Below are 15,354 nucleotides of genomic sequence, written 5' to 3'. Positions count from 1 at the left end.
GGTCTTTGCTCCTGAAACTGTAGGCGACGGCCATAGTGGCTCCGCCGCGCGAGGCAAGCCGTCAGATGATACCGCCGCGGTCGTCGAGGAAGTCGGCGTCGCTGCGCCGGCCATTGCCTTCCTGCACCGGGGCATCGGGTCGCTTGGCGGAGGCGGCAGGCTTGATCTCTTCTTCGCGGATCGTCCGGCGCGGTTCGCTTTCGGGCTTAAAGGCTTCCCAGATGATCGCCGCCTTGGGATCGGTCCCCGGCCACGCGCCATAGACGCGGCGGCCCGACTGGCGGTCGATGCGCACCATGCGGATATTCTTCGGCGCAATGAACGGCACCGGCGGCCGGTCGGTCAGCGATTCGAGGAAGAATTGCTTGAATACCGGCGCGGCGAGGCTGCCGCCCTGCGCATAGCCGCCCATGCTGCGCGGCTGGTCATAGCCCATGTAGAGGCCGGCGACGACGTCGGGGGTGCCGCCGACGAACCAGACGTCGGTCGGGCCGGTGGTCGTCCCCGTCTTGCCGAACAGCGGCACGTTCAGATCGCGCAGCACCTGCGCGGTCCCGCGCTGAACGACGCCTTCGAGCATATGGACGACCTGATAGGCGGTCATCGGGTCCATCAGCTGCTTGCCCGACGGCGTGAAGCGCGGCATCGGCTTGCCATCCCAATCGTCGCTGTTGCACCCCTCGCAGGGCCTCCAGTTCTTGGGAAAGATCACCTTGCCGCGGCGATCCTGGACATAGTCGATCAGTCGCGGCTTGAGCTCGCGGCCGTGGTTGGCGAGCATCGAAAAGGCGTTGACCATCTTTTCGACCGTCGTCGACCCGGCGCCGAGCGCGGTCGACAGATAGGGTTCGTGCGTCCCGATCCCCATCGTCTTGATCGTTTCGACGATCGGTTCCATCCCGATCTGGCTCGCCGTCCTGACCGTCATCAGATTGCGCGACTGCTCAAGGCCCCAGCGCATCGTATGTTCGCCGCTGCCGCTCGCGCCGCCGAAGTTGCGGAAGCATTTGTTGCCGAAGCGCGCGCCCTGATAGACGCAGAAGGGGCCGTCGACGATCAGCGTCGCGGGGGTCATGCCATTGTCGAGTGCCGTCGCATAGACGAAGGGCTTGATCGTCGACCCCGGCTGGCGTTCGGCCTGGGTCGCCCGATTGAACGGCGACAGGCGAACGTCGAACCCGCCCTGCATCGCATAGATGCGGCCCGAATGGGGGCTTTCGACGACCATGCCGCCCGACACTTCGGGGATGTTCTTCAGCGTATAGACGCCGGGCCCGGTCGCCTTGACCGCGATCAGGTCACCCGGACGCATCGCCGAAAAGGCGCTGCCGCCCGTCTTGCGATAGCCCATGCTCGCGGCACCGGCGGGCAGGCGCCCCTCTTCGCCGTCGGCAAAGCCGATGCGCGCCTCGCCGGCCGTTTTGGCGAGCACCGCGGCAACGCGCCAATTGTCGTAGTCGATGCCGATGAAGCTCGACGCGAGGCGGCTGCGCCATTTGTCGTCGGCCTCGATCCGCGCGATCGGTCCCGACCAGCCCTTGCCGGTGTCGTAGCGGACGAGGCCGCGGCGCAGCGCGCCGGTCGCGGCCTGCTGCATCTTGTCGTCATAAGGGGTGCGCACCCAAAGCCCGCCGCCATAAACGCTGAGCGGGCCGTCCTCGGGGGTCTCGCCGAACTGGTCGATCAGCTGGCGGCGCACCTCTTCCATATAATAGCCGCCGACCTGCGCGACCGCCTTGTTGCCCGTTTCAGAGAGGCCGAGCGGCATCGCCTGCGCGGCGTCGCGCTGCGCCGCGGTGATCCAGCCGTTGCGGAACATTTCGGAGAGCACGAAATTGCGCCGCGCGATCGCCTTGTCGGTATTGCGCGCGCGGCCATAGGTTTCGGGTGCCTTGGGCAAAATGGCGAGGAAGGCCATTTCGTGAAGCGCGAGCTGGTCGACATCCTTGTCGAAGTAGACGCGCGCGGCCGCTTGGACGCCGAAGCTGCGGCGGCCGAGCGGAATTTCGTTCAGATACAGTTCGAGGATCTGCTGCTTCGTAAGCGCCGCCTCGATCCGCTTGGCGAGGATCGCCTCGCGAATCTTGCGGGTATAGCTGACCTCGCCCGTCAGCAGCAGATTCTTCGCCACCTGCTGCGTGATCGTCGAGGCACCGACCGGGCGGCCGTCGCGCTTCAGATTGGTCAGGATCGCGGTCGCGATGCCGGGATAGTCGATCCCGCCATGTTCGAAAAAGGTGCGATCCTCGGCCGCGAGAAAGGCGCGGACGAGAAGCTGGGGATATTCGGCATATTCCAGCTGGACGCGGCGCTCGCGTGCATAGCTGTGGACGGGCTTGCCCTCGCCGTCGCGCACCATCGTCGGCAGCGGCGGCTGATAGTCGCGAAGCTGGTCGACCGAAGGCAGGTTACGGGCGAAAATCGTCCACAGCAGCGCCAGTGCGGCCACGCCCGCCAGCGCCAGATAGCCGAGCCAGCGGAACCAGCGCCGCGTCCACATCTGCCGGAACCAGCCAATGACGGCGTTGCTGTCGCGACGCAGGCGGTAACGGAAGTGGGACGTGCTGTCGGCGACCATGATTGGCTTGCCTCTAAAGCCTGCTTCGCCGAAAGGGAAGCGGCTTGCGCCCGGACGGTCAGCCGTCCGTCGCGAGATCCTGGAGCGACGCCTTTAGCAGACGCGCAGCGTCGGCGAGCACCGCATCGGCGGCGACCCGATCTTCCTCATAGAGCATCTCGTCGGCGGCGAAGCCGATCTCGACCGCGAGGCGCAGCCGCCGCCAACAAGTCTCGCGCGGCACGCCGACGAGCCAGGGCAGACATGCATCGGTCAGCCGGTCGGTGACGTGGCGATGCGATTCGAGCCGGACATGGACGAGTCGCGGGGTCGCGTGGAGCGCGCGCAAGGTCCACACCGCGCCCGGCTCGGCGCGCGTTACCGTGGCGGTTTTGGCGAGCAGTTCGCCGATATGATCGGCCATTGCCGCGATGCCGCCGCTCCGGTGCCGCTCGATCCACGCCTCCAGCACTGCATTCTGCCGCTCCATCAGCCGGCGGCCCAACGCTTCGAGAACCGCATATTTGTCGCCGAAATAGCGATAGAGTGCGGGCGGGCTCAGCCCTGCCTCGGCGGCGATCCGGTTGGTCGAAATGCGTTCGATGCCCTCTTCGGCGAGGAGCAGGCCCGCGACATCGAGCAGCCTGTCATAGGTGGCGCGCGCGCGGTCCTGCTTCGGCGGCGCCTTCGCCGCGACGCTCATCGCGCGCGCCCGCGCGCACTGACCGGCCAGATGGCGACGAGCGTGTCGCCTGCGACGACATGATAATGGTCATAGAGATTGACGGTCGGGTCGCAGTGCGGGACGGTCAGCGTCACCGGATCGCCCGGCGCCATCCGTTCGCCGATGCCGGGCGCGACCAGCGCCGCATGTTCGTCGCCCATGAAGGCGAAGAAGCTGTCCGTGGGCGCGCCGCGCCGCACCACGGCGACCCCGCCGTCGGTCGACAGCGATTTGAACCCCGCGTCGATGGTGACAAGGCCGCTATGATTGGCGCTGACGACGCGCGCATCGACACCGAGCGCAACCTCGAACGGCGGCGCGCCGTCGCCGGTCAGATCGCAGTCGCAATATTGCTTGTCCATGAAGACGTAGGAGCCCGCCTGCAGCTCGGTAAAGACGCCGAGGTCGAGGTCGATATGGTGCGTTCCGGTCCCCGAGCCGCTGACGATTTCCGCCGCGAAGCCCGCGTCGGCAAGCGCGGCGAGGGCCGTCTTCAGATAATCGGTGCGCTCGGCGATCGCGGCGCGGCGCTCGGCATAATCCTCGATATGTTGCTGCGACCCGCAATAATATTGGACGCCGCGCCAGCGCAGCGTCGGCAGCGCGGCGATGGCGCGGGCAAGGTCGACGGCCTTTTCGGGCGAGGCGACCCCGGTGCGCGCGATACCGGGATCGATGTCGATCAGCACGTCGAGCGTCGCGCCTTGGACCGCAAGCGCGGCATCGATCCGCTCCGCAACATCGGGATGATCGACCGTCGCCATCAGCAGGTCCGCGCGCGTGGCCAGCGCCGCAAGCCGCTCGATCGCGCGCGGCGCGGCGACCGGCGAGGTGATGAGGATGCCGGTGATGCCGCCGTCGGCGAGTGCCTCCGCTTCGCCGATCTTCGCGCAGCAGACCCCGGCGGCGCCCGCTGCAAGCTGGCGCTTCGCGATATCGACGCTCTTGTGGGTCTTGGCATGGGGCCTCAGACCAATACCGCGCGCGGCGGCCAGCCCGGCCATCGCCGCAATATTGCGGTCGAGCGCCTCGATATCGAGGACGAGTACCGGCGTATTGAGGTCGGCGCGCGACCCCTGCCGACCGACAAGATGGGCGTGCAGGGTCAGATCGTCGCTCATGAAAACAGCGCCTCCAGATGCGGGTTCAGAAATTTGCCGTGGGGATCGGCAGCACGGCGGACCGCGCGATAGCGCTCGGCCATCGGATAAAGCGCATCGACATCGGCGCGCGTCAATGTGTGGCGCTTCGCCCAATGCGGCCGCCCCCCATGCGCCCGAAAAATCGCTTCGGCGCCAGCAAAATGATCAGCCCATGGCATTTTTGCATATTGATGCATCGAGATCGCAGCGACCGGCCCCGCGTTCATCGGGCTCATCCAGATATCGTCGGCGGCGACGGTGCGATATTCAAAGGGAAAGGTCACGGGCAAACGCCGGGCGCGAATCCAGCCGATCACCGCGTCGAGCGCGGCGAGGCCGACGGCGCGCGGCAGTTCATATTCCATTTCCTCGAAGCGGATCGTGCGGTCGGACGGAAAGATGCTGTGCGCGGGCCCGCGACGCTCGCCATCGAAGCGCGTCTTCATCATCGCGCGCTGGAGCAGCGGGGTCAGAAAAGGCGCGAAGGCCGCGACGTCGAGCGCGCGGCGGAAAGCGCTTTCGTCGACATCGCTCGTCGAGCGGGGCGGATCGCACGGGTCGCACGGCGTCAACGTCTTCAGGATCACATGTTCGGCGTGCGGAAAAATCCAGAATTCGATGTGGCGGTGCTGCTCGGCAAGCTCGTCGTAGCTTTCGCGGATTTCGTCCCAGCGCCTTTTCTCGATCTGTTCGACCAGATGAAAGGCGGGGACGACGGCGACCTCGATCTCGGTCGCGATGCCGAACAGCCCGAGCGACAGCCGCTGGGCCGCGAATAGATCGGAGTTTTCCTGCGCGTCGCACCAGCGCGCCGCGCCGTCGGCGCCGATTAGCCGGAAGCCGCGTGCAAAGGTTGACAGCGAGCCGAGATCGACGCCGGTCCCGTGCGTGCCCGTCGCCATCGCGCCCGCCAGCGCCTGCGGATTGACATCGCCCTGGTTGGCGAGCGCAAGGCCGTGCTGCCACAACGCCTCGGTCAGCCGCTTGATGCTCCATCCTGCCGGGATGCGCGCGGTCTGACGATCAGGGGCGATACTGAGCTCGCCCGCCATCGCGTCGAGGCTCACGATCAGTTCGTCCGACTGGCATAGCGGCATGAAGCTGTGCCCGGCGCCGACCGCGCGCACCTTGGCGGCCTCGCGCACCAGCGCGGAAAGCGCCGCCTCGTCCGTCGGTCGCGCCACCGTTGCCGGGGCACGGACGCTACCCGACCAGTTGCTCCATCCTGCCTCCGCCGTCGCCATGTCGCTCTCCCGCCGCGAACCGGGCGAAAGCTGCGCGCACGTCAAAAGTTAGTCAAGACTAACTTTCTGGTTCAGCGGCCGACTGCGGCGATCTGCCGCGCAAAATGAAGCTGGATGGCATCGCGGACGCCCCGCGCAACCTTCTTCTGCCCCGCCGCCGAGGCGAGAAATTCCGCATCCTCCTTATTCGAGATGAAGCCGGTTTCGAACAGGATCGACGGCGTATCGGGGGCCTTCAGCACGACGAAGGATGCAAAACGGTGCGCGGTGGTGCGGAAGGTGACATCGTCCGCCGCCTCACGCTCGAGCAGACGGGCGAAGTCCGACGCGACATTCATCGTCTCGCGCTGCGTCAGGTCGAGCAGGATCGACGAGACTTCGCCGCTGTGCGCGCCCAGGTCGACGCCGTTGATGATATTCGCCTTGTTCTCGCGCGCCGCAAGCCGAGCCGCCTCGCGGTCGGAGGCGACTTCGGACAGCGTATAGACCGACGCGCCATGCGCCTCTTCATTCTCGGCCGCGTCGGCATGGATCGAAATGAACAGATCGGCCTTCAGCCGCCGCGCGATGCCATAGCGTTCCTCGAGCACCAGAAAGCGGTCGTCCGAGCGCGTGAGCGCAACGCGGACGCGGCCGCTGGCGACCAGATCGTCGCGAATCGCGCGCGCGATCCCCAGCGTGATATCCTTTTCGCGCTTGCCGCTGTGCGGCGAAATCGCGCCCGGATCGTGCCCGCCATGGCCGGCGTCGATGACGACAAGCGGCAGGCGCGGATTATTCGGCCCTTCGATCTTGGGCAGCGCCGGCGCCGGCTTGGGCGCGCCGATCGGCACGGTGACGCTGTAGCGCTTTTCGGGCGGCTTGGCGCGAAAGTTGAGCGGCGGCTGCCATTCGGTGCGCGGCGTCTTGGCGGCGCGTTCGAACTCGTCGGCCGAGACGGGACGCAGGCGCAGCGAAAGGCTGCGCCCGTCGGCGGCGAAGCGCGCGTCGGTGACCACCGCGGGCCGCGCCAGATCGAGCACGACGCGCGCCGTGTCGGCGGCCGGCCGCCCCTGGCGCACCGCGCTGACAAGCCCGCTGCCCTGCGGCGAACGGCCAGGATCGGCACCCAGAATGTCGAGCGCGATGCGGTCGGGTCCGGCGAGGACGAAGGCCGACGCGCCCGCGACGACGTCGGCAAAGCGCAGCGTCACCTCGCGGTCACCGATTTCGACCGCGCGAATATCGCCCGCGATCGCCGCCGGTATCGACAGGATCGTCACGATCAGGACAAGGATCAGGCCCATCACCCGGTTATGCCGCCCCCGGCGCGCGATGGTCCAGCGCTTATTCGAAAACATGAGCGCTCCGGCCGCAAAAAAGGATGAACCAGCCATTAGCCATCGCCCGTCAAATCGCGGTCAACCGGCACGGTTAACAGGCTATTCAGTATGAATTACGCGAAACGCCTTGTCGGCGCGCGCGAACATTCCCATGTGACTGCCGTGCTTTGGGTTGCCGTTGGTCCGTGCCGATGCTAGCACCCGACACACTGACGGTGTCCGACCCGATCCCGTCCGGCCTTTTGAGGGGAAAGGCTGACCCGCGCGATTCGCGGTTCATGGCCTCCCTGGCGCCGGACATGCGGGGAAAGGCATATCCGTCAGTCCACCCGGATGACCGGGCGGCGGCCGACCCCATTCCAGCGTCGCCTGCCATAACGGTCACCCCGTAACAGGTTGATGCCGTATGAGGCTTGCCATGCCCTCTTCCCATGCCGACGCAGTCGCATTTGCGCCGCGCGTCGACGTGACGGAAGACCGCATGCGCGTCCAGGACCGGACGCGGGCCACGCGCGGCAATAACGTCTTTTTCCGTTTGAACCCTATCGACCGCAGCCGCCCTCCACGGGCGGCGGCGGCCTTTTTGTTTGGCGCGCTGCGGCGCGCCTGGAGTAATAATAATGACCACGCGCATGTTGATCGACGCGCGGCACCGGGAAGAAACCCGGGTCGCCGTCACCAAGGGAAACCGCATCGAGGAGTTTGATTTCGAGTCCGCCGAGCACAAGCAGCTCAAGGGCAATATCTATCTGGCCAAGGTAACCCGCGTCGAACCGTCGCTGCAGGCGGCGTTCGTCGAATATGGTGGCAATCGCCACGGCTTCCTGGCCTTCAGCGAAATCCACCCCGACTATTACCAGATCCCGAAGGAAGACCGCGAAGCGTTGCTGCGCGAAGAGGCGGAGCATGCCGCCGAAGCCGCGATGCGCGCCGAGGAAGATCTCGACGAGCTGGAAGGCGATGTGGCCGATGTCGACGAGCCCGGCGACGATGACGCCGCCGTTGCCGCCCCCCAAACCATCGGCGAGGACAGCGACGATGATGGCCGCGAAGATTCCGCGGACGACGCCGACGGCGAAGATGGCGAAGAATCGCGCGACGATCGCGACGACAAGGGTCGCCGGGGCCGCGGGCGTGGCCGGGGGCGCAAGGGCGGCCGCGGACGCGGACGCCGCGACGAGGACGAAAATGGCGAAAGCCGCATGTCGCTGCGCCGCAAGTACAAGATTCAGGACGTCATCCGTCGCCGCCAGGTGATGCTGGTGCAGGTCGTCAAGGAAGAGCGCGGCAACAAGGGTGCGGCGCTGACCACCTATCTGTCGCTGGCCGGCCGCTACTGCGTGCTGATGCCCAACACGATGCACGGCGGCGGGATCAGCCGCAAGATTTCGAATGGCGCCGATCGCCGCAAATTGAAGGCGATGATCGACGAGCTCAACCTGCCGCCGTCGATGGGCTGCATCGTCCGCACCGCGGGGATGAGCCGCACCAAGACCGAGATCAAGCGCGACTTCGACTATCTCGCCCGGCTTTGGGACGAGATCCGCGAAAAGACGCTGGGGTCGAGCGCGCCGGCGCTGATCCATTCGGACAGCGACCTTGTGAAGCGTGCGATCCGCGACATCTATCACCGCGACATCGAGGAAGTGCTCGTCGAGGGCGAAGAGGGCTATAAGGCGGCGAAGCAGTTCATGAAGCTGCTGATGCCCAGCCACGCCCGGCGCGTGAAGCAATATGCCGACCCCGTTTCGCTGTATCAGCGCTATGGCGTCGAGGATCAGCTTGCGGGGATGCTCAATCCCGTCGTCCAGTTGAAATCGGGCGGCTATCTGGTCATCAACCCGACCGAGGCGCTGGTGTCGATCGACATCAACTCGGGGCGCTCGACGCGCGAGCATAATATCGAGCAGACCGCACTCAGCACCAACCTCGAGGCAGCGCACGAAATCGCCCGCCAGCTCCGCCTGCGCGACATGGCGGGCCTGATCGTCATCGACTTCATCGACATGGATCATGGCTCGAACGTCCGCAAGGTCGAGCGCGCGATGAAGGATGCGCTCAAGAATGACCGCGCGCGCATCCAGGTCGGCCGCATCTCGGGCTTCGGCCTGATGGAAATGAGCCGCCAGCGGCTGCGCACCGGCGTGCTCGAAGCGTCGACGCGACCCTGCCCGCATTGCGAAGGCACCGGCCTCGTCCGCACCGCATCGTCGGCGGGTCTCAGCGCGCTGCGCCTGATCGAAGAGGAAGCCGCACGTGGCAAGGGCAGCAAGATAATCCTGCGCGCGAGCCAGGAAGCAACCTTCTATCTACTCAACGAAAAGCGCCGCGAACTGCGCGATATCGAGGATCTGTACGGCGTCAGCGTCGAAATCCTGCCCGACGGCGAAACCGAAGGCGCGCGCATGGCGATCGAGGTCGGCGGCCCACCGCCCGTTCAGCGCCGCAGCTTCGCCCCGATCGCGCCGATCGAGGATGATGATGACGACGATATCGTCGACGAAGAGGATATCGAAGAAGAGGAAGAAGAAGCCGAACGCCCCGCGCGCCGCGAACGCGAGCGTGAAGAGGGCGATGCCGATGGCGAAGGCGGACGCAACAAGCGCCGCCGGCGTCGCCGCCGCGGTCGTCGCGGTCGCCGCGATGACGAGGGCAACGAAACCGCCGAGGGCGAAACGGCTTCCGAAGAGGCCGAGGACGGCGACGACGAAGCCGGCGCCGATGGTGCGGTCGAAACCGTAGCCGCCGAAGCGAGCGAGGAAGGCGAAGCCAAGCCGCGTCGTCGCCGCGGTGGCCGCGGTCGCAAGAAGGTCGAGGCCGAAGCCGAAGCAGGCGACGCGGACACGACCGCGCCCGAACCGGAAGCCGTCGAAGCTCCCGCCCCCGAAATGCCGCCGGCTGACGAAAAGCCGAAGCGCAAGCGCGCGCCGCGCAAGACCAAGGCGGCGATCGCTGCCGAAGCGGCCGCTGCCGAAGCGAGCAGCGAAGCGCCCGACGCTCCTGTCGCCGAAGTGCCGGTAGAGGAGGCGGAACCTGCCAAGCCTGCGCCGAAGAAGCGCGCCAGCCGCAGCAAGAAGGCGGCCGCCGCCGAGGCGCAGCCCGCCGAAGCGACGGCAAGCGCACCGCAGGGCGATGCGGCGGACGAAGCCGTCTCCGTCCCCGCCGAGGCCGATGCCGACGGCGGCGCCCCAGCGGGCGAACCCCGCCGAGGCTGGTGGCAGCGCACCTTCGGCAACTGACGCGCCTGCATCGCGTAAAAAGATGGGCCCCCGTGCAAGCGGGGGCCCTTTTTTTGGACTGTCACCGCGGCGGCGACCATCTCTCGCCTTGCGCCCGCGCGGCTGGCGCCCCAATAAGTCTCCATGGCTTCAGTCGAGGTTCAGACGCGCGGCGCAAGACAGGCGGCGATGATCGCCCCGTCCCCGTCCCACATCGTGGCCCGGCTGGGCGCCTGGCGCGCCGCGCTGCGCCTGTTGATGACGCTCCTCGCCATGGTGGCCGTTGCCGCGCGGCCGGTGATGGCGCAGTCGATGCTGCGCGACGCCGAAACCGAGGCGCTGTTCCAGGACATGGTCGACCCGCTGCTCGTCGCGGCGGGGCTGCGTCCCGGACAGGTGCGCGTCCACCTGCTCGGCGACCGCAGCATCAACGCGTTCGTGGCGGGCAGTCAGGACATCTATGTCTTTAGCGGCCTGATCGAGACCGCCGACAGCGCCAACGAAGTGCAGGGCGTACTCGCCCACGAGCTCGGCCATATCATGGGCGGCCACGCAATCCGCGCCAGCGACGGCGCCAAGACCGCAACGGGCATCTCGCTGCTCAGTATGCTGCTCGGCGCCGCGGCGATCGCGGCGGGCGGCGGCGACGCTGGAATGGGCATCATGATGGCAGGGCAGCAGGCCGCACTCGGCAAATATCTGGCGTTCAGCCGGGTCCAGGAAGCGACCGCCGATGCCGCCGGCGCCCAATATCTGTCGAAGGCGGGGATCAGCGGCAGGGGCAGCCTCGATTTCTTCAAGAAGCTGCAGAACCTCGAATTTCGCTATGCCGTCAAACAGGATGATGATCAGGCCTACAGCCGCACGCACCCGCTGTCTGGCGATCGCATCCAGGCGCTTCGCGAAGTCTATGTCGTCGATCCGGCGTGGGACAAGCCGAGCGACCCCCAGCTCGAGGCCCGCTTCCAGCGCGTGAAGGCCAAGCTGCTCGGCTATATGGAAGAGCCCGAGCGGACGCTGCGCAAATATCCCGAAAGCGACAGGAGCGTGCCCGCGCGCTACGCCCGCGCTTACGCCTGGCACAAGAGCGCCTATCCGCAAAAGGCGCTGGACGAGGTCGATGCCCTGATCGCCACCAATCCCGAAGACCCTTATTTCCTCGAACTCGAAGGCCAGGTTCTGCTCGAATCCGGTCGGCCCAAGGAAGCGATCCCGCCGCTGCGCAAAGCGGTCGCCAACTCGAAATCGCAGCCGCTGATCGCCTCGACCCTCGGCCATGCGTTGATCGCGACCGAGGATCCGGCCAATTTTCCAGAGGCCGAGAAGGTGCTGAAGACCGCCGTCGCGCTCGATAACGAGAATCCGTTTGCCTGGTATCAGCTTGGAATTGTCTATGCGAACCGCGGCGATCAGGCGCGCGCCGCGCTCGCCTCGGCGGAACGCTACAGTCTCGAGGGTGGACAGCCGATGCTCGCGCTGCGTAATGCCGAAATGGCGATGCAGGGCCTGCCGCAAGGGTCGCCCGACTGGATTCGTGCACAGGATATTTCGATGGTTGCGCGCGCCGAGGTAGAACGGACGCGCAAACGGCGCTAGATTCACGACGAAATTCGGGGATGCATCGCAATTTCGCGAATGCACAAGGGCGACAAGTGACAGACAAGAAAGACGAATATTACCAGCCGTGGTTGCGCGACCCCACGCCGGCGCCCGATCCCCTGCCGCGCGCCGACGAGGGGCTGGCGAAGCCGAAGGACGCGCCCCCCGTCGGCATCGACGTCGGCCGCTATACGCCGCAGCCCGCTCCGGCGCGCGATCCGCGCGTCACGGGCGAGCAGCTGAAGGCGGGTGCGGCGCGGCTATGGAGTGCGATCCGGCACGGCGCTGCGGCCTTTGCCGACTGGACGATCGATGTCGGCGAACGCGCCGATATTCCCGCCCGCGTCGAGGCAATGGAGATACCGCGGCGGACGCGCGACCTTGCGCAGCGTTCGGGCCGCGGCGCCGCGCGCGCCGCGCGCGCCATCGGACGCGGATCGGCGAAGGCGGCGCGCAGCGCAGCAAGCGCGAGCGGCGAGGCGTGGGGCAAGATGGCGCTGGGCGACAAGGTCGCGAAAATTTCCAGCGAAGCCGGACGCGGGATCGGCGAAGTCGCGGGCAAGACGAAGGCCGGAATCGGCCAGGTCGCAGGTCAGGTTGCGCGCGCCGGCAAGGACGGCATCGGCGACGCCGCGAACAAGCTGCGTCCCGCCGCCGAAGAGCTTGCGCCGCCGCCCTCGGGGCTCGAACAATTGCTCGCGCGCGAAGAGGCAGAGGCGCGCGCCGCCGACGCCGGGAACGCGGGCGACCTGCCGCTCTTCGCCGGCGAAGCGATCCCCGCGACGCTGGCGGAAACGCCGGCCAAGGCAGCGGCAACAGCAATCGCGTCGGACGATGATCGCACCCCGCATGTCACGCCCCCGGCCAAGCCCAAGCCCGCGCGGACCAAGGCGATGACCGCGGGCCGCCTGCCGCAGCGCCAGGGAGGAATGATGGACGGCGTATCGACGCGAACCCTGCTGATCGGCGGCATCGCCGCGCTCGCGCTGCTCGGCGCGACCTTCTGGCTTGGCGGCCGCTTCGGCGGCGGCATGAGCAAGAGCGAGGTCGAGACGATCGTCGGCGACTATATTCGCGCCAATCCCGAAATCATCCCCGAGGCGCTGGAGGCGCAGCGCGACCGCGAAATGGCGAAGGCGATCGACGCGATCCGCCCCGCGCTCGAAAAGCCCTATGCCGGCGCCTGGGCGGGCAATGCCGACGGCGACGTCACGCTGGTCGTCTTCACCGATTATGCCTGCGGCTTCTGCCGGGCGAGCGTGCCCGATGTCGACCGGCTGGTCCGCGAGGACAAAAGGCTGAAGGTCGTGTTCCGCGAATTGCCGATCATCTCGCCGCAAAGCCGCGATGCCGCGCTGATGGCGCTCGCCGCCGCGCGGCAGGGTAAGTATGACGCCTTCCACCACGCGATGTTCGCAGCGAGTTCGCTCGACCCCTCGGCGATCGCCGCAGCGGCACAGCGCGCGGGCGTCGTTACCGACGGCAGCGCCGACGCGACCGCGAACGAGGCGTTGTTCCAGCGTGAACTCGACGCGAATCTGGCGATCGCGACCCAGCTCCAACTCAACGCGACTCCGACCTGGGTTATAGGCAACCAACTGCTCCAAGGCCAGGTCGGCTATGACACGCTGAAGCGCGCCATCGCCAAGGCCCGGTCCAAGAGCTGAGGCGCGCGGGTTTGGCGACCGTCACGCACGATCAGGCGCTCGCCAACGCCCGGCATCTGCTGGCGGGTCAGCCTGCCGCGGCGCTGGCGCAGGCTCGGGCGATTATCGAGGTTGTTCCGACATCGGCCGCCGCCCACCGCCTTGCCGCGCACGCGCTGCGCGCGCTCGGACGAGAGGATGAGGCGCAGGCGGCATCGCTCGACGCCGTCGGCGCGGCGATCCACGATCCCGAAATGATCGCAGCGGCGCTCGCCCTTGCCGAAGATCGGCTGCCCGATGCCGAGGTCGCGCTACGCGGGCGCCTGCGCGACGACGCCACCGATGTCGCAGCGATCCGCATGTTGGCCGAGGTCGCCGGGCGTATCGGCCGTTATGGCGATGCCGAAAAGCTGCTGATGCGGGCGGTCGAACTCGCGCCGGGGTTCGGCGCCGCCCGCGCCAATCTGGCGACGGTCTATTACAAGCAGAATCGCTTTGCGGAAGCCGTCGCGGCGCTCGATTCCGTGCTCGGCGACGATCCCGACAATCCGGCCCACGCCAATCTGAAGGCCGCCGCCCTCGGCCGTATCGGCGGCTATGACGAAGCGATCGCGCTGTACGAAGAATTGACCCGCCGCTTTCCCGGCCACGCCAAATTGTGGATGAGCTATGGTCATATGCTCAAGACGGTCGGGCGGCAGGACGACAGCATCGCGGCCTACCGCCATGCGCTCGCTACCGATCCCGGGCTGGGCGAAATCTGGTGGAGCCTCGCCAATCTGAAGACCATTCGGTTCGACGCCGCCGACCGATCCGCCATGGAAGCTGCGCTCGCCGATGCGGCGCCAACGGACGAGGCGCGCGCGGATGACCGGCTCCATCTGCACTTCGCGCTTGGCAAGGCCTATGACGATGCCGGCGATCATGCCGCAGCCTTTCGTCACTACGCAGCAGGCAATGCGATCCGGTCGGCGCAACTCGGCTATGATCCGGCAGATACGCGCGCCACGGTCGATGCCATCATCGCCCATTTTCCGGCCGAACGCTTTGCGGCAATGGCCGGTGCGGGCGCGCCCGATCCCGATCCGATTTTCGTCCTCGGCCTGCCGCGCGCGGGTTCAACGCTGATCGAGCAAATTCTGGCAAGTCATAGTGCGATCGAAGGCACGATGGAATTGCCCGATATTCCGGCGCTGGCGCTTAGCCTCGGGCGCGATGCGAAGGGCGACCCGCGTCGCTGGGTCGAAGCACTGGCCGATCTGCGCTCCGATGCGCTGGCCGACCTCGGCCGGCAATTTCTGGCGCGCACTGCAGTCCAGCGCAAGACGGACAAACCCTTCTATATCGACAAGCTTCCGAACAACTGGCTTTACCTGCCCTTCATTCGCCTGACCCTGCCCGGCGCAAAGGTCATCGATGCTCGGCGCCACCCGCTCGATTGCTGCTGGTCGAACTTTCGCCAGCATTTCGCCAAGGGTCAGGCGTTCAGCTATGGGCTGGCGGATATCGGCGCCTATTATCGCGACTATGTCCGCCTGATGGCGCATATCGACGCGGTCCAGCCGGGCCGGGTTCACCGCGTGATTCACGAGGCGCTGCTCGACGATCCGGAGGGCGAGGTTCGCGCGATGCTTGCCTATCTGAACGTCCCGTTCGAGGAGGCCTGCCTGGCCTTTTACACCAATGATCGCGCCGTGCGTACCGCATCCAGCGAACAGGTGCGCCGCCCCATCAACCGCGACGGCGTCGATCAATGGCGCCCCTATGACGCATGGCTCGACCCGCTAAAGTCGGCGCTCGGTCCGGTGCTGGAGGCTTATCCAGGGGTTCCACCGCTCGCCGACTAGCCCGCCGCGCGCAAATTCGTTGCCTTTGAGCAACAGCAGCCGACATTTTCGACTA

9 protein-coding genes are annotated in these 15,354 nt (G+C 66.8%); 4 read left to right on the top strand and 5 right to left on the bottom strand.

What is annotated here, in order from left to right; all coding sequences use genetic code 11:
- Positions 1–61: 61 nt before the first annotated feature.
- The 5 genes from ACT17R_RS09720 to ACT17R_RS09700 all read right to left on the bottom strand — a co-directional run bounded on the left by ACT17R_RS09720 (position 62) and on the right by ACT17R_RS09700 (position 7,007).
- Positions 62–2,578: a penicillin-binding protein 1A gene (locus tag ACT17R_RS09720; protein ID WP_444809344.1), complete on the bottom strand. Its 2,517-nt coding sequence runs from the start codon at positions 2,576–2,578 to the stop codon at positions 62–64.
- 58 nt (positions 2,579–2,636) lie between these two features.
- Entirely contained in the window at positions 2,637–3,260 is a 624-nt protein-coding gene (locus tag ACT17R_RS09715; protein WP_186401266.1) for a TetR/AcrR family transcriptional regulator, read from the bottom strand.
- Positions 3,257–4,402: a DSD1 family PLP-dependent enzyme gene (locus ACT17R_RS09710; RefSeq protein WP_062901167.1), complete on the bottom strand. Its 1,146-nt coding sequence runs from the start codon at positions 4,400–4,402 to the stop codon at positions 3,257–3,259. The genes ACT17R_RS09715 and ACT17R_RS09710 overlap by 4 nt, the downstream gene beginning before the upstream one ends.
- The gene (locus ACT17R_RS09705) at positions 4,399–5,667 is read right to left on the bottom strand and encodes a D-arabinono-1,4-lactone oxidase (RefSeq protein ID WP_062901168.1); all 1,269 of its coding nucleotides are present in this window, start codon (positions 5,665–5,667) and stop codon (positions 4,399–4,401) included. The genes ACT17R_RS09710 and ACT17R_RS09705 overlap by 4 nt, the downstream gene beginning before the upstream one ends.
- A gap of 71 nt (positions 5,668–5,738) precedes the next feature.
- The gene (locus ACT17R_RS09700; protein ID WP_234179255.1) at positions 5,739–7,007 is read right to left on the bottom strand and encodes an N-acetylmuramoyl-L-alanine amidase; all 1,269 of its coding nucleotides are present in this window, start codon (positions 7,005–7,007) and stop codon (positions 5,739–5,741) included.
- 602 nt (positions 7,008–7,609) lie between these two features.
- Here ACT17R_RS09700 and ACT17R_RS09695 point away from each other — a divergent pair.
- The 4 genes from ACT17R_RS09695 (at position 7,610) to ACT17R_RS09680 (ending at position 15,299) form a co-directional block, all read left to right on the top strand.
- The gene (locus ACT17R_RS09695; RefSeq protein ID WP_234179256.1) at positions 7,610–10,228 is read left to right on the top strand and encodes an Rne/Rng family ribonuclease; all 2,619 of its coding nucleotides are present in this window, start codon (positions 7,610–7,612) and stop codon (positions 10,226–10,228) included.
- Positions 10,229–10,465: 237 nt separating this feature from the next.
- Positions 10,466–11,803 carry a M48 family metalloprotease gene (locus ACT17R_RS09690; protein WP_234179368.1) on the top strand — a complete coding sequence of 446 codons (1,338 nt, stop codon included), beginning with the start codon at positions 10,466–10,468 and terminating at the stop codon, positions 11,801–11,803.
- A 56-nt stretch (positions 11,804–11,859) separates the two neighbouring features.
- Complete coding sequence (locus tag ACT17R_RS09685; RefSeq protein ID WP_234179258.1) at positions 11,860–13,473, top strand: DsbA family protein; 1,614 nt, start codon at positions 11,860–11,862, stop codon at positions 13,471–13,473.
- 11 nt (positions 13,474–13,484) lie between these two features.
- Positions 13,485–15,299: a tetratricopeptide repeat-containing sulfotransferase family protein gene (locus ACT17R_RS09680; protein ID WP_186401270.1), complete on the top strand. Its 1,815-nt coding sequence runs from the start codon at positions 13,485–13,487 to the stop codon at positions 15,297–15,299.
- Positions 15,300–15,354 lie beyond the last annotated feature (55 nt).

This window comes from Sphingopyxis sp. Q841 (assembly GCF_052384365.1).
In the GTDB taxonomy this organism is placed as follows: Bacteria; Pseudomonadota; Alphaproteobacteria; order Sphingomonadales; family Sphingomonadaceae; genus Sphingopyxis; species Sphingopyxis terrae_A.
This window is presented reverse-complemented; position numbering and strand designations above follow the sequence as displayed.

Excerpts from the sequence above, each read along its gene's own strand:
- ACT17R_RS09720 (WP_444809344.1), bottom strand. The coding sequence starts at position 2,578 with ATGGTCGCCGACAGCACGTCCCACTTCCGTTACCGCCTGCGTCGCGAC.
- ACT17R_RS09715 (WP_186401266.1), bottom strand. The coding sequence starts at position 3,260 with ATGAGCGTCGCGGCGAAGGCGCCGCCGAAGCAGGACCGCGCGCGCGCC.
- ACT17R_RS09710 (WP_062901167.1), bottom strand. The coding sequence starts at position 4,402 with ATGAGCGACGATCTGACCCTGCACGCCCATCTTGTCGGTCGGCAGGGG.
- ACT17R_RS09705 (WP_062901168.1), bottom strand. The coding sequence starts at position 5,667 with ATGGCGACGGCGGAGGCAGGATGGAGCAACTGGTCGGGTAGCGTCCGT.
- ACT17R_RS09700 (WP_234179255.1), bottom strand. The coding sequence starts at position 7,007 with ATGTTTTCGAATAAGCGCTGGACCATCGCGCGCCGGGGGCGGCATAAC.
- ACT17R_RS09695 (WP_234179256.1), top strand. The coding sequence starts at position 7,610 with ATGACCACGCGCATGTTGATCGACGCGCGGCACCGGGAAGAAACCCGG.
- ACT17R_RS09690 (WP_234179368.1), top strand. The coding sequence starts at position 10,466 with ATGACGCTCCTCGCCATGGTGGCCGTTGCCGCGCGGCCGGTGATGGCG.